Source organism: Pseudomonas sp. IT-347P, assembly GCF_949768005.1.
In the GTDB taxonomy this organism is placed as follows: Bacteria; Pseudomonadota; Gammaproteobacteria; order Pseudomonadales; family Pseudomonadaceae; genus Aquipseudomonas.
On record NZ_CATKPQ010000011.1, the window covers coordinates 284,768 to 304,252 of the forward strand.

Consider the following 19,485-nt stretch of genomic DNA (forward strand, 5'->3'; position numbering starts at 1 on the left):
CTCGTTGTGGAGTTACCGATGACCGCCGCTCATTACCCGCACCTGTTGGCCCCGCTGGACCTGGGATTCACCACGCTGCGCAACCGCACCCTGATGGGTTCGATGCACACGGGGCTTGAAGAAAAACCGGGCGGTTTCGAGCGCATGGCGGCGTACTTTGCCGAACGTGCCCGTGGCGGCGTCGGCCTGATGGTTACCGGTGGTATCGGCCCGAACGACGAGGGCGGCGTTTACTCCGGCGCGGCCAAACTGACCACCGAGGAAGAAGCGCTCAAGCACCGCATCGTCACCCGCGCGGTGCACGACGCGGGCGGCAAGATCTGCATGCAGATCCTCCACGCCGGACGTTATGCCTACAGCCCGAAACAAGTCGCGCCGAGTGCGATCCAGGCACCGATCAACCCGTTCAAACCCAAAGAACTGGACGAAGAAGGCATCGAGAAACAAATCAGCGATTTCGTTACCTGTTCGGTACTGGCGCAGACCGCCGAGTACGATGGCGTCGAGATCATGGGCTCGGAAGGTTATTTCATTAACCAGTTCCTCGCTGCGCACACCAACCACCGCACCGACCGCTGGGGCGGCAGCTACGAAAACCGTATGCGCCTGCCGGTGGAAATCGTTCGCCGCGTACGTGAAGCGGTTGGCCCGAACTTCATCATTATTTTCCGTCTGTCGATGCTCGACCTGGTCGAGGGCGGCAGCACCTGGGACGAGATTGTCACCCTGGCCAAAGCCATTGAGCAGGCCGGTGCGACCATCATCAACACCGGCATTGGCTGGCACGAAGCGCGGATCCCGACCATCGCCACCAAAGTGCCGCGGGCGGCGTTCAGCAAGGTCACGGCCAAGCTGCGGGGTTCGGTGAAGATTCCGTTGATCACTACCAACCGTATCAACACCCCGGAAATCGCCGAGCAGATTCTGGCCGAGGGCGATGCCGACATGGTCTCGATGGCGCGGCCGTTCCTCGCCGACCCGGACTTCGTCAACAAGGCCGCTGAAGGCCGCGCCGACGAAATCAACACCTGCATCGGCTGCAACCAGGCGTGCCTCGATCACACCTTCGGCGGCAAGCTGACCAGTTGCCTGGTCAACCCGCGCGCCTGCCACGAAACCGAACTTAACTATCTGCCGGTGCAGCAGATCAAGAAAATCGCCGTGGTAGGCGCCGGCCCTGCCGGGTTGTCCGCCGCCACCGTGGCTGCCGAGCGCGGCCATCAGGTGACCTTGTTTGATTCGGCCAGCGAAATTGGCGGCCAGTTCAACATCGCCAAGCGCGTGCCGGGCAAGGAAGAGTTCTTCGAAACCTTGCGTTACTTCAAGCGCAAGCTGCAGACCACTAACGTTGAGGTGTGCCTGAACACCCGCGTCGATGTGGCGAAACTGGTTGAAGGCGGTTATGACGAGATCATCCTCGCCACCGGTATTGCGCCGCGTGTGCCGGCGATTCCGGGTGTCGATAATGCCAAGGTGCTGAGCTATCTGGACGTGATCCTTGAGCGCAAACCGGTTGGTAAACGCGTGGCGGTGATTGGTGCCGGCGGTATCGGTTTTGACGTCTCGGAATTCCTCGTTCACCAAGGCGTAGCGACCAGTCAGGATCGTGCGGCGTTCTGGAAGGAGTGGGGCATCGATACGCAACTCGAAGCCCGTGGTGGCGTCGCCGGGATCAAAGCCGCACCGCACGCGCCGGCCCGCGAAGTGTTCCTGTTGCAGCGCAAGAAAACCAAGGTTGGCGATGGTCTCGGTAAAACCACAGGCTGGATTCACCGTACCGGTCTGAAGAACAAGCAGGTGCAGATGCTCAACAGCGTTGAATACCTGAGCATCGACGACCAGGGCCTGCACATCCGCATCGGCGAAACCGGCGAGCCGCAAGTGCTGGCGGTGGACAATATTGTGATCTGCGCGGGGCAGGATCCGCTGCGGGAACTGCACGACGGTCTGGTGGAGGCGGGGCAGAACGTGCACCTGATCGGTGGCGCGGATGTGGCGGCTGAGCTGGATGCCAAGCGCGCGATCAATCAGGGTTCGCGTCTGGCGGCTGAGCTTTAAGCCCCACCGCTGAACCTGTGGGAGCGAGCTTGCTCGCGAAGGCGTGGTGTCAGTCGACAGATGTATTGGCTGACACTCCGCTTTCGCGAGCAAGCTAGCTCCCACAAGGGTTGTGTTGTTCACAGAGTCGGTGCACCCCCCTAAAGCAATGTAGGAGCGAGCCTGCTCGCGATGGCGGCTTATGAGCGACTAGAATGCCGGCTCTGTCCAGATCGAATCGCCGTCCATGCTTTTGCCTCCCTCCGATTGGCTACCCCAAGCCCCGCTTCAATCCCTTCAACTCGACTGGCTCGCAACCGCCGGTATCGAAGTCGCCATCCTGCGCCTCGACCAGATCGATCCGCTGATCAGCGGCAACAAATGGTTCAAACTCGTCGAGCACCTCAAAGCCGCCGACCGCGCGGGTGCCGAGGGCATCATCAGCCTCGGTGGTGCTCACTCCAATCATCTGCACGCGTTGGCGGCGGCGGGCAAGAAGCTGGGCTTCAAAACCGTGGGGCTGCTGCGCGGGCATGCGCAGGAAACACCGACGGTGCTGGATCTGCAGGCGTTCGGCATGCAGCTGCATTGGTTGGGTTACGGCGGCTATCGCGCGCGAAACGAGCCAGGCTTCTGGGAGCCTTGGCATGAGCGGTATCCGCAGCTGTATGCCGTGCCGGAGGGCGGCGGCGGTTTACCGGGGGCACTCGGTTGTGCGGCCATCAAGGAACAGGCGCAAGCGCAATTGCCTACGCTGGGCTGGAGCGACTATCACGCTTGGTGGCTCGCTTGCGGCACCGGGACGACGCTCGCCGGGCTGGTCCTCGCCGAGGCCGGCGCGCATCCGGTCTTTGGTGCGCTGGCGGTACCTGAAGATCACGGCGTGGCGCCGCAGGTCGAGGCAATTGTTCAGGCAGCCGGCCAGGGCAGCGCGGGATATGAACTGATCGACGCCAGCCGCGGCGGTTTTGCCAAGGTCGATCCGCTGTTGCTCGCGTTCATTGAACAAACCGAGCAGGCCAGCGGCGTTCCTCTGGAACCGCTGTACACCGGCAAGGCGTTGCTGGCGCTCAAGAAGCAAGTCGAGGCGGGCAGATTCGCAACTGGCACGCGGCTGATCTTCATTCATACCGGTGGCTTGCAGGGCCGGCGCGGTTTTATCGCCAGCCCCTGACGATCAACCGCGCTTGGGCATCATCCGCAGCAGCGTGTTATCGCGCACCACATAGTGATGATAGATCCCCGCCAGCGCATGCAGGCCGATCAGCCAGTAACCCACAGTGGCGATCAGTACATGCCAGCCCTCAACCTGTTTGGCGAAATCCTTGTTCTCCGCGACCAGCAGCGGCAGATCAAAACCATAGAACATCACCTGATGCCCCTCGGCACTGGTAATCAGCCAGCCAAGGATCGGCATGCTGATCATGAACAGGTACAACGCCCAGTGCATCAGCCGCGCCAGCACGGTTTGCCATTGTGGCGATGCGGGAAAGATCTTCGGCGCCGGGCCAATGCTACGTGCGAGCAATCGAAACCATACCAGCACAAACACGGTCAGGCCGAGCATGTAGTGCACCTCGCGGATCAGCGTGCGCCCGCCACTGCCTTTGGGAAACAGGCCGCGCAACTCCATGCTGGCGTATACCAGCACCAACAACACCAGCATTAGCCAGTGCAGCAGAACCGACACGGTGCTGTAGCGAGATTCGGAACTTGTCCACGGCATACGGTGTTTCCTCACAGATCAGGGTTCAAACCTGCCGTTCTTGAGCGACGGCATGCTTTAACTGTAATCCGCTTTGGCGGATTTGCCTGAGGCTGATCGGACTTTCAATGCTCTGAATCAGGGCTTTGCCAATAAAAAACGCCAGCGTCGTTCAGGCGCTGGCGTTTTGGTTTGCAGCAAGCGGCAGGAATCAGCTCGATTGCGGCATCTCACCGTTGGCCAGGCGCTTGTTGATGTCGGCAATCACTTCCGGCAAATCGGTGATGGTGTCGATCATGTAGTGCGGACGCGAGCCTTCGAACAGTGCGTGAATGCGCTTGCGTTCGCTGGCCAGTTCATCGCTGCCCAGAGCGCGGAAACCGGCGTAATCCAGGCCCAGCGCGTTGCCCGAGCAGATCAGCGCCACGGTCCACATTCCGGCGCGGCGGCCTTCGAGAATACCCGGTACGGTGTCATCGATCTTCACGCACGCTGCGACATCGTCGATGCCCAGTGCGATCACGTTGGCCAGGGCCTGAGCCGGCCACGGACGGCCATTCGGCACTTCGTCGGTGGCCACCACGTGGTCAGCGACGTAGCCGTTGCTGGCGGCGAGTTCGACGACCTTGTCCATCACTTGCTTCGGGTAGCCGGAGCAGGAGCCGATCCTGATGCCTTGCTGGCGCAGATTGGCGATGGTTTCCAGGGCGCCGGGAATCAACGCTGAGTGTTCGGCGATCTTCTCGATCTGCAGCGGCATGAAGCGGTTGTAGATTGCGGTGACGTCATCGTCGGTCGGCGTACGGCCGAACGCCTTGCGATAACGTTCCGCCACTTGCGGCTGATCGCAGAGGGTACGGATGTGGTCCCACTTGCCCATGCCCATCGGGCCACGGGCTTCTTCGATGGAAACCTGCACGTCGAACTCGGCGAAGGCTTCGACGAAAATCTGCGTCGGTGCGAACGAGCCGAAATCGACCACGGTGCCGGCCCAGTCGAGGATCGCGGCATGCAGCTTGTTTGGATTGACGTAGTTCATGGCAATCAAATTCCTGAGTTGAAATGCAATTCAAACTGTAGGAGTGAGCCTGCTCGCGATAGCGGTTGATCATTCAACATCTTCGTCGACTGGCACGGCCTCATCGCGAGCAGGCTCACTCCTACAAGGGATTGGTGACGGGATTCAGATGTCGAGGACTTCCATCTCGCGCAGCACTTCGCCGACCGCCGCAACGGCCTGGCGCATGTCGTCCGGGCTGACGTGGCCGATGCAGCCGACGCGGAAGGTCTCGACCTGGGTCAATTTGCCCGGGTAGAGGATGTAACCCTTGGCTTTCACGCGCTCGTAGAAATCCTTGAACTGGTAGCGTGGATCGTTCGGCGCATGAAACGTAGCGATGATCGGCGCCTGAATCGCCGCCGGCAGAAAACTGCGCAAACCGAGTTTGCCCATCTCGTCCATCAGCGCCTGGCAGTTGGCGGCATAACGCGCATGCCGCGCCGGCAGGCCGCCTCCTTCGTTGTATTGCCGCAACGCTTCGTGCAGCGCCGCGACCACGTGGGTCGGCGGGGTGAAGCGCCATTGCCCGGTTTTTTTCATATAGGCGTGCTGGTCGTACAGATCCATCGCCAGCGAATGCGAATTGCCGGCGGCGGCAGCCAGTGACTCTTTGCGAGCGAAGACAAAACCCATCCCCGGTACACCTTCCAGGCATTTGCCGGACGCGGCGATCAGCGCATCAAACGGCACTTGCTGCGCGTCAACCGGCAGTGCGCCAAAGGAACTCATGGCATCAATGATCAAGCGTTTGCCGTGTTGCTGGACGACCTCGGCGATCTCCGGCAGCGGATTGAGAATGCCGGTGCTGGTTTCGCAGTGGATCAGTGCGACGTGGGTGATGGCGCTGTCGGCACGCAGCAGACGATCGACGTCGGCAGCGGTGGTCGGCTCGTCTTCGGCGGTTTCGAAGGTGCTGAACGAACGGCCGAGCACTTCGCAGATCTTCGCTAGTCGCTTGCCATACGCGCCGTTGATCAGCACCAGCACTTTGCCGTCACGCGGCACCAATGTGCCGATGGCGGCTTCGACGGCGAAGGTGCCGCTGCCCTGCAATGGCACGCAGTGGTGAGTCGCGGCGCCGTTGAGGATCGCCAGCAGTTGTTCGCAAAGGCTGGCGGTCAGCTGATTGAAGCGGTCATCCCATGACCCCCAGTCGACCATCATTGCCTGGCGGGTGCGGGCCGAAGTGGTCAACGGGCCGGGAGTGAGCAGGATGGGTTCGGCGATACTCATTCGTGTGTCCTCGGATAGCGCTGTGGGATGAAGCTACGGGGCATACGTTGCAATTCGCCGTTGCATCAATCAAATTGTTTGTTGTTATGCCAGCCATCAGTGAGGGTTATTCATGAACCTGTTCCAGCTCCGCGCCTTCGACGCGGTGGCCCGTGAAGGCAGCTTCACCCGCGCCGCCGCGCGTTTGTTTATCAGTCAGCCGGCGGTCACCGGGCACATCAAGGCGCTGGAGGAGCACTATCAGATCACTCTGCTGCGGCGTACCGCGCGGCGGGTGGAACTGACCGAGGAGGGCACCAGACTCGCGGCGATTACCCGCGCGATGTTCAGCCTCGCGGACGAGGCGCAGACCATGCTCGAAGCCAACCGGCAATTACTCACCGGCCGGCTGGAGGTGGCGGCGGACGGGCCGCACATGGTGATGCCGATGCTCGCCAGCCTGCGCGCGCGGTATCCGGGAATTACGGTGAATCTGCGCTTGGGCAATGCCCAGGAAACCTTGGCGGCGTTGTTGTCCGAGCATGCGGACGTGGCCGTATTGACCGAAGTCGAGCCGCGCAAAGGCTTGCATCTGCAAGCGTTGAGCGAATCACGGATTTGCGCGTTGGTGCCGGCAGGGCACCCGTGGGCGATGCGCTCCGGGGAAGTGAAACTCAAGGAGCTGGATCAGGTGATCATGGTGCTGCGTGAGCCGAGTTCGATCACCCGGCGCACGTTTGATGACGCCTGTGCGCAGGCTTCGATCCAGCCGCGCGTGTTGCTGGAACTGGACAGCCGCGAGGCGGTGACCGAAGCGGTGGCGGCCGAGTTGGGTGTTGGTGTGGTGTCATCGGTTGAGGTCAGCCATGACCCGCGCGTGGTGGCGATTCCGATTGCTGGCGAAGGGCTGGTGAACCGGCACATGATCGGTTGCATGGAGCGGCGGCGGGAGTTGCGCTTGATTCAGGCGTTCTTTGCCCTGGCGCCAGCCTGATACACCGTGGTGCGCCCTTTGCGAGCAGGCTCGCTTCCACAATGGAATGCATTTCAACTGTGGGAGCGAGCCTGCTCGCGAAGGGGCCAGAACTGTTCACACAAGACTCTCGCGAACCATATCCAGGAAGGTCGCCACCACCCGTCGATTGCTTTGCTCACGCAAACACACCAGCGTCTCCGTCAGCCGGCGAGTGCAATCGACAATCGGCAATGCACACACCCGCGAGTCCGCGCCAAATTCCGCTGCCGAGACCACGCCCACACCAATCCCGACCACCACCGCCTCACGCGCCGCTTCTCGTCCTTCGACCTGAATCGCCGGGCGAATGCGAAACCCCGCCCGGGCCATTTCCTCCTCCAGCGTCTGTCGCGTTACCGAACCGTGTTCGCGCAGCACCAGTGGCGTGTCATCCAGGTCGGCCAGGCAGATCGATTCACGCTCGGCCCACGGATGATGGCGCGACACGAACGCGACCATCGGATCATTGCGCAGCGGCACACACAGCAAGCGTTCATCACTGACATCACGCCCGAGCAGCGCCAGATCGGCCTGATAGTTGAACAGGCGAAACAGCGATTCGTCGGTGTTGCCGGTTTCGATCTTCACGCTGATCCCCGGATAGCGCTCGCAGAATCGCGCGATCTGCGGCAGCACGTGCACCGGCGCATCCACTGCGAGAATCAGGCTGCCGGTCTGCAATGCCTGGGATTCCTGCAGCAATTCCTGCGCTTCGGCTTCAATCACGAACAGGCGCTGGGTGATCGCCAGCAAACGCTCGCCAAGGTCGGTGAGGCGCACAGAACGTTTGTTGCGGTGAAACAGCAACACGCCGAAGCGTTCTTCGAGTTTGCGCACTTGGTCGGATATCGCCGGTTGCGTGAGAAAAAGGCGCTCGGCGGCTTTGGTGAAGCTTCCATGCACGGCCACGGCGTGGAAGGCTTTGAGTTGGGCGTGGGACACCGACATGAAGTCACCTGATCGCAGCGTCAGTAACAAGCTGAGCTTATGTGTGAAATACGATAAATCGATTTTATTTATTAAACAGTAATTGCTTTGATCGGCTCACGCCATCACTGACTGCCCGCTCGGGCAGCACGCTGGCGATGAGCCTGTGCGGGTAACAGCAGGACTCATCTGACCGATATCGCCACAGGGACCGGGGTGATATCGCAGTGCTCAACAATAAAAACACAGGCGTTTTTCTTAACGATTCTGCCGGCACACTCACACCCTGAGGTCAGAACCACCATGAACAAGCACATCGGCACCATTGCGCGTTGGCGCGTGCAGATTTTCGCGATTACCTGGCTTGCTTACGCCGCTTTCTACTTCACCCGCAAAGCGTTTTCGGTGGCCAAACTCGGCATCGGCGAAGACCCCACTTTCATGCTCGACAAGATGGCCATGGCCAACCTTGATGCGATCTATCTGGCGGCTTACGCCATCGGCCAGTTCACTTGGGGCATGCTCGCCGACCGCTTTGGCCCTCGGGTCGTGGTACTCGGCGGCTTGCTGATTTCCGCCGCCGCAGCGCTGGTGATGGGCAGTTTCGCCACGCTGCCGATCTTCGCCACCTGCATGTTAATTCAGGGGTTGGCGCAGTCCACCGGATGGTCGGGATTGTGCAAAAACCTCGGCAGTTTTTTTCCTTCGCAACAACGCGGGCGAGTGCTGGGTTTATGGAGTTCCTGCTACGCGTTCGGTGGTCTGGTGGCGTCGCCGTTCGCCGGTTGGTGGGCGTACACGCTGGTCGGCAGCTGGCACGCGGCGTTTATTTCCAGTGCGGTGGTGGTGGCCGTGGTGGCGGTGCTGTTCTTTATCTTCCAGCGCAACAAACCGGAAGACGTCGGCTTGCCGGCGGTCGAGCCGGAGCCTGAGCTGACGGCGGCAGAAACCGCAGCCAACAGCAAGCTCAGCGTGTGGGAGCCGTTGAAGGAAATCCTGCGTAACCGCACGGTGCTGGTGCTGGGCCTGGCGTATTTCATGCTGAAACCGGCGCGTTACGCGATTCTGTTGTGGGGCCCGGTGATTGTTTTTGAACAGATGCCCAGTGTCGGCAAGGTCGGCGCGGCGATCATTCCCACTTCATTCGAACTGGCCGGGTTGCTCGGGCCGATCCTGATCGGCCTGGCCTCGGACAAACTGTTCGGTGCCCGGCGTATGCCGGCCTGCGTGTTGAGCCTGCTGGCGCTGACCGTGACGCTGGCGCTGTTCATGGCCGCGTTGCAGAGCGGCAGTGTGTTGTTGGTGGTCGCGCTGCTGTTCGTCATGGGCCTGACCCTGTATGGCCCGGATTCAATGATCAGCGGTGCCGCCGCGATCGACTTCGGCAAAGCCAAGGCCGGCGCCACGGCGGCCGGTTTCGTCAATGGCTGCGGTTCGGTCGGCGCAGTGCTCGGCGGTTTGCTGCCGGGTTACTTCGACTCGGTGACGGTGTTCATCGTCTTCGCCGGTTGCGCGCTGTTCTCGGCGCTGGTGTTGATTCCGCATTGGAACAGCCGCCCGGTCGGCGTCATGGAACCGCGCGCCGCGATCCCCAATCGCCCGCTGACGATCAAACCCCTGCGTTCCTGAAAACCCTTTGCCTCGTGGCCTGCTGCGGCGCTCGCGGCAGGCTGCAGTGTGGCCCACTGACTGGAGAAGCCCCATGAGACCGTTTTGGCTGGAGCAGGCCTTGCTGGCCGATACCTCGGAAACTCGCCCGCCGTTGCAGGGCGAAGTGCACAGCGATGTGTGCATTGTCGGCGGCGGCTACACCGGTTTGTGGACGGCGATCATGCTCAAGCAACAGAACCCCGAACTCGATGTGTTGCTGATCGAAGCGGACATCTGCGGTGCCGGCGCCAGTGGGCGTAATGGCGGATGTGCGCTGTCGTGGTCGGCGAAGTATTTCACCCTTGAGCGCTTGTTTGGCGTCGAGGAAGCGGTGCGTCTGGTCAAGGAATCGGAACGCAGCATCCATGCGATTGGCGAGTTCTGTGAGCAGTACGGCGTCGATGCCGACTACCGCCTCGACGGCACGCTGTACACCGCGACCAACCGCGCGCAAGTCGGTTCGACCGATGCGGTAATTGCCGCACTCGAGCGCAACGGCATCAACTCGTTCACCCAGCGTCCGTTGCCCGACGTGCAGCGCATGGCCGGCTCGAGCAAGCATCTGGAGGGCTGGTTCTCGCCGGCGGCGGCCAGTGTGCAACCGGGCAAACTGGTGCGGGGCTTGCGTCGGGTGGCGTTGCAACTGGGTGTGAAGATTCACGAAGGCACGGCGATGACCGGGCTGGAAGAAGGCCGGCCGGCGCGCCTGCGAACGCCAAATGGCAGTATCGTTGCCGATCGCGTGGTGTTGGCGATGAACGCGTGGATGGCCCGTGCCTTTCCACAGTTCGAGCGCAGCGTGGCGATTGTCTCCAGTGACATGCTGATTACCGAGCCGCGCCCGGATCTGTTGCAGCAGATCGGCCTGACCAGCGGCGTGACGGTGCTTGATTCGCGGATTTTCGTCCACTACTACCACAACACCCCGGACGGCCGGATCATGCTCGGCAAGGGTGGCAACACCTTCGCGTTTGGCGGGCGAATGCTGCCAGTGTTCGACCAACCATCGCCTTATGCGGGCCTGCTGAAAACCAGCCTCGCCGACTTCTTCCCGGCGTTTGCCGATGTCAAAGTAGAGGCCACCTGGAATGGCCCGTCGGATCGTTCGGTCACCGGTCTGCCGTTCTTCGGGCAGATGAGCAGCGCCGGCAATGTGTTTTACGGTTTCGGCTATTCGGGCAGCGGCGTCGGCCCGTGTCATATGGGCGGGCAGATTCTCGCTTCATTGGTGCAGGGCCTGGACAACCCGTGGACCCGTTCGCCGCTGGTCAACGGGCCGCTGGGTTATTTCCCCCCGGAACCGATCCGCTACCTTGGCTCGTTGATGGTACGCAATGCCATCCGCCGCAAGGAGCGCGCCGAGGATCACGGGCGGCGACCCCGGCATCTCGACGTGCGCCTGGCGAAATTCGCTGCGGCGGCGGGTAAGGCCGACAAAGCCTGAAGCATGGCGTGTTGATGTAGGTCGAGGGTTCAGCGGGCGTCGCTGTCGAGCAGCCAGTCGAGTAACAAGCTGCTGTCGCGAACGGGCGAGAGTTCGCGCGGGGTTGGGTCGGGTGAGTTGCCCAGGCAAAGAATCGGCCGGTCCGGATCGCTGTCCAGGAAGCTCACCCACACTTCACTGCCCGCGCAGGGCAGTTCCTCCCGGGCGATGCGGCCAGTGGCTCGCGTCATGGCGACGGGCAGCCAGATCGCTTCGTCATTCAAGGGTTGCAGGTGATCCGAGGGCCACAGCCTGACGGCGACTCGGCCCTGTTCATCGAGCTGCGCCGGTTGCCCGGCAGGCCCGAGCACGTGCGCCAGGTGATACCCGGCAATGCTCGGGCGAGCTTGTTTGAGCGCGGGACGAAAATCGCTGGACCAGGGCTGGGCAGTGAAATCGTTGTGATAGCGGTGCAGGGGCGGGTTCGGGTCAAGAATCGACGGGTGTTGCCCGTGATGGCGTACCGCGGTGAGCCGCCATTGTTCGTTGAAGTGGCTGATCGGATGTTCCGACACTTGCAGCAAATGCCCACTGAGTAAACCGACCCGATCGCTGCGGCCGTTGATCGTGCGATGTTGGCAACGTTGCCGTTCCAGATGCCGGCGGCTGCGTTGTTCGTGGTGGCGTTGTTCGAGAGAGGGTCGTGGCGGCAGAGCAGGAGTGCTGCTGTGATTGGCGGCATCGTCATCGATTGCCTGCTGTCCCCGATTACGCACCGCATGCAGGGCGGCAACGGGCGCGGCGTGGTGATGTTGGTACAGCGCACTGACGCTGGGGGAGGATGTTTGCTCGCAGGCCTTGAACGCAACCAGCACGGGTGTTTGCGGCAGGCTCAGGCTGTCATCGGCAAACACGACAATGTGTCCGTCAATCCGGTGTTCGAAGTGATAGTGAATGCCTTCCTCCTCGCAAAGCCTGTCGAGCAGTGCCAGATCGCTTTCTTCGTACTGGATGCAAAACGGCCGGATCGGGTATTGCCCGACGGTCATCTCAATCCGGTAGCCGTCACCGGGCAGGGCATGTTCCGCGAGCAATTGTTGGAGGATTTGCGGCACGCTCCGTTGTACGAATACCCGCCGCTTGCACGGTTGGGCCAGCCTTTGCAGGTGCGGCACGACAGTCACTCGATAGCCGACCCGGTGCGTGCCGCGATGTTCGCAACTGGCACGCTCAATCAGGCCGTGCACCCCGTGATGGTCATCCAGGCGCAGAAACGCCGGTTGCTGCAGGAGTGTGCCCGGCGCCACGGCGGGGGCCAGGCCGATCAGTTCGATGTCGAAACGGTAGGGCTGATTGAGCGCTTCCTCGCCGTGAAAGCGCACCACCGGCAGGCACAAACCGCTGTCGGTCAGGGTCAGGGTAAAAGGACTTTCCTTGTCATTGAGCATTCGAACAGGCTCTGTCAGGCAATACGGGCCTGAGAGGGTACGAAACCGCAGCGCTGAATGGTCGTGTCAAAGGCGTTTTTCAGAATCCCCCTACAAGCTCTGGTGAAGATGTCGATTCTGCATTGTGTTTTTTTGGTCGATTGCCGACTTTAGGCCGTATAAACTCGGCGCCATGCGTCGGCCAATAGATGTCTCGGCGCCACAGATCAAGAGAGTGAGTAATGGGCGCACAGTGGAAGGTTAAACACAAAGAAGCGGCAGCCAACGCCAAGGGCAAGATCTTCGGCAAACTGGTGAAGGAAATCACCATCGCTGCCCGCAACGGTGCCGATACCGCCACCAACGCACACCTGCGTCTGGTGGTCGAACAGGCCAAGAAAGCCTCGATGCCAAAAGAAACCCTGGACCGTGCCATCAAGAAAGGCGCCGGTCTGCTGGGTGAGACCGTGCAATACCATCGCGTGACCTACGAAGGGTTCGCCCCGCATCAGGTGCCGCTGATCGTCGAGTGCGTGACCGACAACATCAACCGTACCGTCGCCGAAATCCGCGTGGCGTTCCGGAAAGGCCAACTGGGTGCTTCCGGTTCCGTGGCCTGGGACTTCAACCACGTCGGCATGATCGAAGCCTCGCCGGACACCCCGGACGCCGATCCGGAAATGGCCGCCATCGAAGCCGGTGCGCAGGATTTTGAGGCGGGTGAAGACGGCGCGACACTGTTCCTGACCGACCCAACCGACCTCGATTCGGTGCAGAAAGCGTTGCCAGAGCAAGGTTTCACCGTGCTGTCGGCCAAGCTCGGCTACCAGCCGAAGAACCCGGTCAGCGGTTTGAGCGACGAGCAGATGGCTGAGGTTGAAGCGTTCCTTGAGGGCCTCGACAACCATGATGACGTGCAAGATATGTTTGTTGGCCTGGCAGGCTGATCTGTTTCTCGTGTGATGGCCTCATCGCGGGCAAGCCCGCTCCCACAGGTTCAGCGGCGTCCACACATTTTGTGAACGACCCGGACACTGTGGGAGCGGGCTTGCCCGCGATTGACTGCGCAGCAGTCAGCTTTGCTGCAGAACCGCAATAACTTCAGCAAACCCCGGCCGCGCCAGCACATCCTGCTGACAGCAACGCCGCTCCAGTTCCTCCAGCGCCACACGCCGCTCATCACTCAACCCCGAGTCGATGCGCGCCAGCAATTCCCCCAGCAAAATCCCGAACGCGCGCACTTCGATGCGTTGCAACGCGCGCGTTTCCAGCGTGTCGTCGACCGCATGGAACGAAGCCCCGCCAAAATCCCCGAGCAGGCAATCGCCGCGCTCGTTCAACAGAATGTTGTGCCCGTAGAGATCGCCATGGGTGATGCCTTGCTGATGCAGGTGTTCGGCTGCCGAAGCGATGCCTTTGGCAATGTTCAGCGCAACCTCGACGCTGAAGCGGCAATCATCGGCGTAAACATCCCGCGAGCAGGACGCCAGGCTCGGCAGGTCGGCGAGATTGCGGAAGGACGGATCGATCAACTGCATCACCAATCCCTGCTGGCCCTCAGGATGGCCGCTGATGCGCCCCTCGACGCGGATCAGATTGGGATGCCCGCCTGCGCTGATACACGCATTCATTTCGTGCAGCGGCGAGCCGTCGCTGGTCATTTCACCTTTGTACAGTTTCACCGCGACCGGCGTCACGGAGCCGTCTTCGCGCCGCCAGCTCGCCCGGGAGATCACCCCCGAGGCGCCTTCGCCCAGGCGTTGCTCCAGGCGCAGCGCCGACCAGGCAATTTGCGGCGTTGCCTGCAGCGCGGCGGCGTCCGCTTCGGTTTCCAACGGGTTACCGGCGTAGGCCAGCCAGGTCAGGCTCGGCAGCGCGAGCAGCCACTGCGGCAACTCGGTCAGGCGGTTGGCTGAAATGCGCAACAGCTCCAGCCGATGGCAGTTGCTCAGGGAGGGCGGCAGCGCTTGCAGACGGTTGCCGGACAACATGAGCTTCTGCAGGGCAGGGCGCTTACCCAGTTCGTCCGGCAGGCTTTCGAGGCAGTTGTCGGTCAGGATCAGCCAGCGCAACTGTGGCGGCAGGGCTGCTGCGGGTACGTTGACGATACGGTTGGCCCTGAAGCCGATCATCGTCAACCCGGTGCATTGGCCGAGGCAGGCCGGCAGTTCAGTGAACGGGTTGTCGGAACAGAACAGCACGCGCAGGCGCGTCAGACGGTGCAAGTCGTCCGGCAGACGGCTCAGGGCGTTGCCGCTGAGGTTGAGGATTTCCAGGGTGTCGGCCAGATCGAAAATCTCGCGCGGGAACTCGGTCAGTCCACAAGACAGATCAAGTCGCGTGATGCCCGACAATTCGCCGGCGCGCAATTGAGCAAGGGTGTGCATGTTTGGTGTTCGCTATTGATCAGGGGCGCGCCGCTGGGGCGCCGGGGATGGGGGACATGATAACGGCAATACCCGGATTTGAAATTGAACAGGTGGCGAAACTTCAGATGCCTTTTGTGGGAGCGGTGTGGTCAGTCGCTGTTGTGTACTTCCTGCAACTGTCCCAGTCGACTGCGCGTGCGCGCCAGGTCAATGGCATGGCCGTCCAGGCTCTCGGACAAAGGCAGCTTGCCAAGCAGGGTCAGGTGCTTGTCCTGGTCGTACAGCACGTCGATCAGGTTGATGAAGCGTTGTTGCGCGGCGATCGAGCACTCGGCCAGTTGCGGCAGATCATCAATGATCCAGCGGTCGAAACGCCGACACAGTTCCAGATAATCCATGACGGCCGTGGGCTGTTCACACAGATCGTTAAAAGTAAAACCGACGCGCCGCTCTTCACACCAGCGCGCCTGGATCTGTCGGGTGCCGACCGTTAGCGCCATGGCCGGTGCCGCTGCCGGCGGCAGATCGAGGGCGGCTCGTTGTGCTGGTGTGGCCGGCCATACGTAATGCCCTTGAGTGAATATCTGGTGCGCAGCGTGGCGCGTCTGGCTGCGGTAATCGTGCGGGCCGCCAACTTCCATCACTTGCATATGCGTATTGATCAATTCGATCACCGGTTTGAAGCGGGCGTGATAGAGCGGATTGGGCAGCAAACCCTCAGGTGCATAGTTGGAAGTGACCAGCAGCAGAATCCGCCGTTTGAACAATGCCTTGAACAGCCGGGTAATCAGCATGGCATCGCCGATGTCGTGCACATGAAACTCGTCGAAACACAGCACCCGACAATCCTGCAGCAGTTCGTCGAGGGTCACTTCGAGGGCATCGTCCTGCTCGCGATGGCTGAACATGCCCTGATGCAACTGCGCGAAGAACTGATGGAAATGCAGACGCCGCTTCTGGGTGATCGGCAGGGCCTGAAAGAAACCGTCGAGCAGCCAGCTCTTGCCGCGTCCGACGGCGCCGAACAGATAGAGGCTCGGCACGGTTCGGCTGCCTGCGCCAAACAGCAGACTGGCCTGCTGCGCCATGCAATCGATGACGCGTAGCTGGCTGTGGCTGAGGGTGTAACCCTGACCGCTGGCCTTGCGCCGGAAGTAATCGCGGATCGACTGGGCACTGGTGTCATGTCCGGCGCTCGCGGGCAAACCTTTGCCGAACCAGCGGCGCAACGCCGGCCAGCGCTGGATCAGTCGCGATCGTTTCGGCGGGTGGGCAGGCACTGTCGGCGTCTCCATGTTCGTCAAAACCGGCTCCCGGGAGCACGGCAATGTAGTGTAACCAGACGCTGCCCTGGCCAGCCACCGCGGCACTCGACAGTGGGCGGTTATTGAACAAATTTTTACGGCACGTACAGCTATTTTTAGCGACTTGGTCCGACCTGCTGTCAATCTTTCGAAACATCTTCCGGGCGATCTGTGGATCCAATCGACTGGCGGAATCGTCGACCGTTGCTAACCTCAATCACAGAAACGACGTCGCAAGCGATCACTGACAAGGAACGGCGCAGTGAATGTACAGGTGGTCATGGCTCTGCTGGGTGTTCTCGTTGCACCCGTCCATGCGGCGGATCTTCAGGTCGAAGTGCGCGTCGACGTGCAGCGCGGCTGCCAGTTGATCGGCCAGCAACGTGACGCCGGTATCGAGCAGCTAGGTGTACTCGACTTTGGCAGCACCGCGCGCCTCGATGACCCGGCCGGGCCACTGGCAGCCGCGTTGACCAATCAACGCCTGCCACGGCTCGAGTGCAACCCGGACACGCCTTACCAGATGCGCGTCGATGGCGGCTTGCACGGTGGTGTCGGTGAAGTCCGCTACATGGCCGGTTCGACCGGTAGCAAGCCAATTCCGTATCGCTTGTATCAGGACGCGGCGCGACGGCTACCGCTGGTGGTGGATGTACCGGTCAGTGGGCGGGTGCCGGACAGTGGCACGGTGGAGCTGCCGCTGTATGCGCGGATCGAGCGTTTGGCTGAGGTGCCGCAGGTCAGCCGTTATTCGGATCTGGTCAAGGTGACGGTCACCTGGTGACCGCAGTTTCAAGGTAGCCGCTGGATGCGGGTACCCAAGGAAGGCGTTCATTGATGAGCGCGGATGCAGTCAGCGTAAAGGAGCAGGGACGGGCGCAATGGCAGGTAAATATTGGAGGATGGTGGCGGCAGCTACGCTGGCGTTGCTCGTCGAAGACGTGCAGGCGGCGATGAGCGGGCAGATCAATGCACGGCTGATCCTGATTGCCGGCTGCGAAGTCACCAACACCGACGCCCCCGAGAGCCCGGTCAGTACCCTCGGCACCCTCGATTTCGGCCTTCAGGGTCCCACGTGGAATGCACCGATCAAGGCCAGTCTGGGTGGCGACAGCAGCGGCAAACTCAACGTCGCCTGCAATCCTTCGGTCACCGGTTTCACCGTCACCATCGACGGCGGCACCCACGGTGACGGCAATACCCGGCGCCTGAGCAACGGCCGCCAGACCATTCCCTATCAGCTATTTGTCGATCCCTCCGGCGCCCGGAGCTACAGCATTGGCCAACAACACAATTTCGCTGTCACCAGCGGTGCGCAGATACCCATTCCGGTATTTGGCTCGGTGGTGGCGAATACCCGCGCGGTGCCGGCAGGGGTCTATACCGACACCCTGACGGTGACGCTCGACTGGTAACCCCGTAGAGGACGGACACCATGCGTACGTTTGCATCAAGGATAGGTTTGTCGCTGCTCGGCCTGGCGCTGGTTTCCAGTGCCAACGCCGCCACCACGGTCACCGGCCAGATCACCTCCAGCCTGATTCTGATCAGCAGTTGTCAGGTCAATGGCGCTGGCGGTTCTACCGGGCTGAACTTCGGTGTGTTGAATTTCGGCACCGCCAACAGCCTGTTCACCACGGCCACCGGGCAAGTATTGGGCGGTGGTGGCGGGGCCTTGTCGATTCTCTGCTCCAGCGGCACCACGCCGACGGTCAAGGTTCGTGCCGGTGCCCACGACGGAATGTCACCGGGCGGCACTCGCGCACTGTATGACGGGGTGGCCAATTACGTGCCGTACGATTTGTACACCGACGCCGGGCATTCGCAACTGCTGGCGATTGACGGGACGATCAACCTCGCCGCCAGTACCGGTGTCGCGCAAACGGTGAACATCTACGGTCAGGCGGTGGGCAAGGCCGGTTTGCCGGCGGGGACGTACACCGACACTGTCGCTGTTGAACTGACGTTCTGATGCCATGCGTGGCCATGGCTGTGCCGCGCTACTGCTGCTCTGTGCGGGTAGTGCGCCGCTGCCGCTGAGCGCGGCGACCAGTCAGAGCTTTCAGGTCAGCGCCACGGTCACTGCGGGGTGTCTGGTGGTGGGCGGGGTGTCGAACTATGGCGGGCTGAATTTCGGTTCGCGTTCGGCACTGGCCACCGGCACCGTGCAGGTCGCGCTGACGGGTGGGGTGCAATTGCAATGCACGCCGGGCGTGACGCTGAACATGAGCGTCGATGGCGGCCAGTACAACAGCAGTGGCCGGCACATGCAGGTCAACAGCGGCAGTGCACGGGTGGCGTATGCGCTGTTTAGAGATGCGGCGTACAGCCAGAGCCTGGGCATTGGCCAGAGTGTGGCGGTGGCCTACAGCGATGCGAACAACATCAGCCTGCCGATTTACGGTCAGGTGCAATTGCCGGGCAATCAGCCTGGGGGGACATACAGCGACGTGTTGCAGGTGCAACTGTCGTGGTAAGGCGAAGTTGAATGGCCGACAAGGAGCAGGTTTATGGGGTCAGTTACGTCACGGCACTCACGCGTGCGCTGCGCGATGTGGGCGTTGGTCATGCTCGGGGCAAGTCACGTGCACGCCGCCAGTTCGGTGCTGATCTGGCCGATCGATCCGGTGCTGGAGGCCGATCAACAGGCCAGTGCGCTGTGGCTGGAGAACCGTGGCAGCGAAACCGCCAATCTGCAGATCCGCGTGTTCGGCTGGAGCCAGAGTGGTTTCGCCGAGCAATACCAGAACCAGCGCGACGTGATCGGCAGTCCGCCGGTGGCGAAAATCGAGCCGGGGCAGAAACAACTGGTACGTCTGACCCGGACCAAGGAGGTGCCGCCGGGGCAGGAACTGGCTTACCGGATCATCATCGACGAAATTCCTTCTGCGCAACCCGCGACCGCTGACGGTGGCAAAACTGCCGCCGCGATCCGTTTCCAGATGCGTTATTCGGTGCCGCTGTTCGCCTACGGCGCGGGGCTGTGGAGCAAGGAGGACAGCAGTCGCGCGCGCGATCCCAAGGGTGTCGGCCTGCCGCAATTGAGCTGGCGCACTGTGGCAGTGGACGGCAAGCCCTATGTCGAGGTGCGTAATCAGGGCGCGGTGCATGCGCGACTGACGGACGTGGCAATCAAACAGGCAGGGCAGAGCAGACCACTGGCCGAAGGCCTGCTGGGTTACGTGCTGCCGGGCGCCGTGATGCGCTGGCCGGCACCGGGGCCGTTGGCCAGTGAGTCGGCGTTGCAGGTGCGGGTGAACGGCGCGCCGCAGGTGCAGAGCATTCCGCCTGCCCAGTAAGTGAGTCGTAGCGCAGGCATTTGACGTCGGCGAAAGCGGGATCAGGGAGGATTCAGT

Annotated in this window: 18 protein-coding genes; 11 read left to right on the plus strand and 7 right to left on the minus strand. The window is 61.7% G+C overall.

From position 1 onward, the window contains the following. The first annotated feature begins 18 nt into the window (after positions 1–18). Positions 19–2,058, plus strand: coding sequence for an FAD-dependent oxidoreductase (locus ACM6IV_RS05285; RefSeq protein WP_414869022.1), 2,040 nt, complete (start codon positions 19–21; stop codon positions 2,056–2,058). Between the two features lie 226 nt (positions 2,059–2,284). Beyond that, positions 2,285–3,211 (plus strand): 1-aminocyclopropane-1-carboxylate deaminase/D-cysteine desulfhydrase, encoded by a 927-nt coding sequence (locus tag ACM6IV_RS05290; RefSeq protein WP_414869023.1) that lies wholly within the window; start codon positions 2,285–2,287, stop codon positions 3,209–3,211. 3 nt (positions 3,212–3,214) lie between these two features. Here the strand turns inward: ACM6IV_RS05290 and ACM6IV_RS05295 are convergent, their stop codons facing one another. The 3 genes from ACM6IV_RS05295 to ACM6IV_RS05305 all read right to left on the minus strand — a co-directional run bounded on the left by ACM6IV_RS05295 (position 3,215) and on the right by ACM6IV_RS05305 (position 6,035). Continuing rightward, the gene (locus ACM6IV_RS05295) at positions 3,215–3,763 is read right to left on the minus strand and encodes a cytochrome b (RefSeq protein WP_414869024.1); all 549 of its coding nucleotides are present in this window, start codon (positions 3,761–3,763) and stop codon (positions 3,215–3,217) included. Positions 3,764–3,953: 190 nt separating this feature from the next. Next, entirely contained in the window at positions 3,954–4,781 is an 828-nt protein-coding gene (phnX, locus tag ACM6IV_RS05300) for a phosphonoacetaldehyde hydrolase (RefSeq protein WP_414869025.1), read from the minus strand. Between the two features lie 144 nt (positions 4,782–4,925). After that, positions 4,926–6,035, minus strand: coding sequence for a 2-aminoethylphosphonate--pyruvate transaminase (locus ACM6IV_RS05305; RefSeq protein WP_414869026.1), 1,110 nt, complete (start codon positions 6,033–6,035; stop codon positions 4,926–4,928). Between the two features lie 112 nt (positions 6,036–6,147). On the opposite strand from ACM6IV_RS05305, the gene ACM6IV_RS05310 reads away from it, so the two are divergent. Further along, positions 6,148–7,008, plus strand: coding sequence for a LysR substrate-binding domain-containing protein (locus tag ACM6IV_RS05310; protein WP_414869027.1), 861 nt, complete (start codon positions 6,148–6,150; stop codon positions 7,006–7,008). A 96-nt stretch (positions 7,009–7,104) separates the two neighbouring features. Here ACM6IV_RS05310 and ACM6IV_RS05315 read toward each other — a convergent pair whose 3' ends face one another. Continuing rightward, on the minus strand, positions 7,105–7,977 hold the full coding sequence (locus ACM6IV_RS05315) for a LysR family transcriptional regulator (RefSeq protein ID WP_414869028.1): 873 nt from the start codon (positions 7,975–7,977) through the stop codon (positions 7,105–7,107). 282 nt (positions 7,978–8,259) lie between these two features. Here ACM6IV_RS05315 and ACM6IV_RS05320 point away from each other — a divergent pair, with 282 nt between their 5' ends. Together ACM6IV_RS05320 and ACM6IV_RS05325 are read left to right on the plus strand one after the other, a co-directional pair. Then, positions 8,260–9,585: an MFS transporter gene (locus tag ACM6IV_RS05320; protein ID WP_414869029.1), complete on the plus strand. Its 1,326-nt coding sequence runs from the start codon at positions 8,260–8,262 to the stop codon at positions 9,583–9,585. Positions 9,586–9,658: 73 nt separating this feature from the next. Further along, the gene (locus tag ACM6IV_RS05325; RefSeq protein ID WP_414869030.1) at positions 9,659–11,050 is read left to right on the plus strand and encodes an FAD-dependent oxidoreductase; all 1,392 of its coding nucleotides are present in this window, start codon (positions 9,659–9,661) and stop codon (positions 11,048–11,050) included. Between the two features lie 29 nt (positions 11,051–11,079). Here ACM6IV_RS05325 and ACM6IV_RS05330 read toward each other — a convergent pair whose 3' ends face one another. Then, positions 11,080–12,477: a type VI secretion system Vgr family protein gene (locus tag ACM6IV_RS05330; protein WP_414869031.1), complete on the minus strand. Its 1,398-nt coding sequence runs from the start codon at positions 12,475–12,477 to the stop codon at positions 11,080–11,082. 221 nt (positions 12,478–12,698) lie between these two features. On the opposite strand from ACM6IV_RS05330, the gene ACM6IV_RS05335 reads away from it, so the two are divergent. Next, positions 12,699–13,403: a YebC/PmpR family DNA-binding transcriptional regulator gene (locus tag ACM6IV_RS05335; RefSeq protein WP_123450896.1), complete on the plus strand. Its 705-nt coding sequence runs from the start codon at positions 12,699–12,701 to the stop codon at positions 13,401–13,403. Positions 13,404–13,529: 126 nt separating this feature from the next. Here the strand turns inward: ACM6IV_RS05335 and ACM6IV_RS05340 are convergent, their stop codons facing one another. Both ACM6IV_RS05340 and zapE read right to left on the minus strand, forming a co-directional pair. Then, positions 13,530–14,843, minus strand: a complete 1,314-nt coding sequence (locus ACM6IV_RS05340) for a leucine-rich repeat-containing protein kinase family protein (RefSeq protein WP_414869032.1) — start codon at positions 14,841–14,843, stop codon at positions 13,530–13,532. A gap of 131 nt (positions 14,844–14,974) precedes the next feature. Continuing rightward, positions 14,975–16,105 (minus strand): cell division protein ZapE, encoded by a 1,131-nt coding sequence (gene zapE, locus ACM6IV_RS05345; protein ID WP_414869033.1) that lies wholly within the window; start codon positions 16,103–16,105, stop codon positions 14,975–14,977. A 304-nt stretch (positions 16,106–16,409) separates the two neighbouring features. On the opposite strand from zapE, the gene ACM6IV_RS05350 reads away from it, so the two are divergent. The 5 genes from ACM6IV_RS05350 to ACM6IV_RS05370 all read left to right on the plus strand — a co-directional run bounded on the left by ACM6IV_RS05350 (position 16,410) and on the right by ACM6IV_RS05370 (position 19,428). Next, complete coding sequence (locus ACM6IV_RS05350; protein ID WP_414869603.1) at positions 16,410–16,913, plus strand: spore coat U domain-containing protein; 504 nt, start codon at positions 16,410–16,412, stop codon at positions 16,911–16,913. Between the two features lie 97 nt (positions 16,914–17,010). After that, complete coding sequence (locus ACM6IV_RS05355) at positions 17,011–17,544, plus strand: spore coat U domain-containing protein (protein WP_414869034.1); 534 nt, start codon at positions 17,011–17,013, stop codon at positions 17,542–17,544. A 20-nt stretch (positions 17,545–17,564) separates the two neighbouring features. Further along, complete coding sequence (locus tag ACM6IV_RS05360) at positions 17,565–18,101, plus strand: spore coat U domain-containing protein (protein ID WP_414869035.1); 537 nt, start codon at positions 17,565–17,567, stop codon at positions 18,099–18,101. 4 nt (positions 18,102–18,105) lie between these two features. Continuing rightward, positions 18,106–18,606, plus strand: coding sequence for a spore coat U domain-containing protein (locus tag ACM6IV_RS05365; RefSeq protein ID WP_414869036.1), 501 nt, complete (start codon positions 18,106–18,108; stop codon positions 18,604–18,606). 33 nt (positions 18,607–18,639) lie between these two features. Further along, a complete protein-coding gene (locus tag ACM6IV_RS05370; RefSeq protein WP_414869037.1) occupies positions 18,640–19,428 on the plus strand; it encodes a molecular chaperone in 789 nt (262 codons plus the stop codon). The last annotated feature ends 57 nt before the right edge of the window (positions 19,429–19,485 follow it).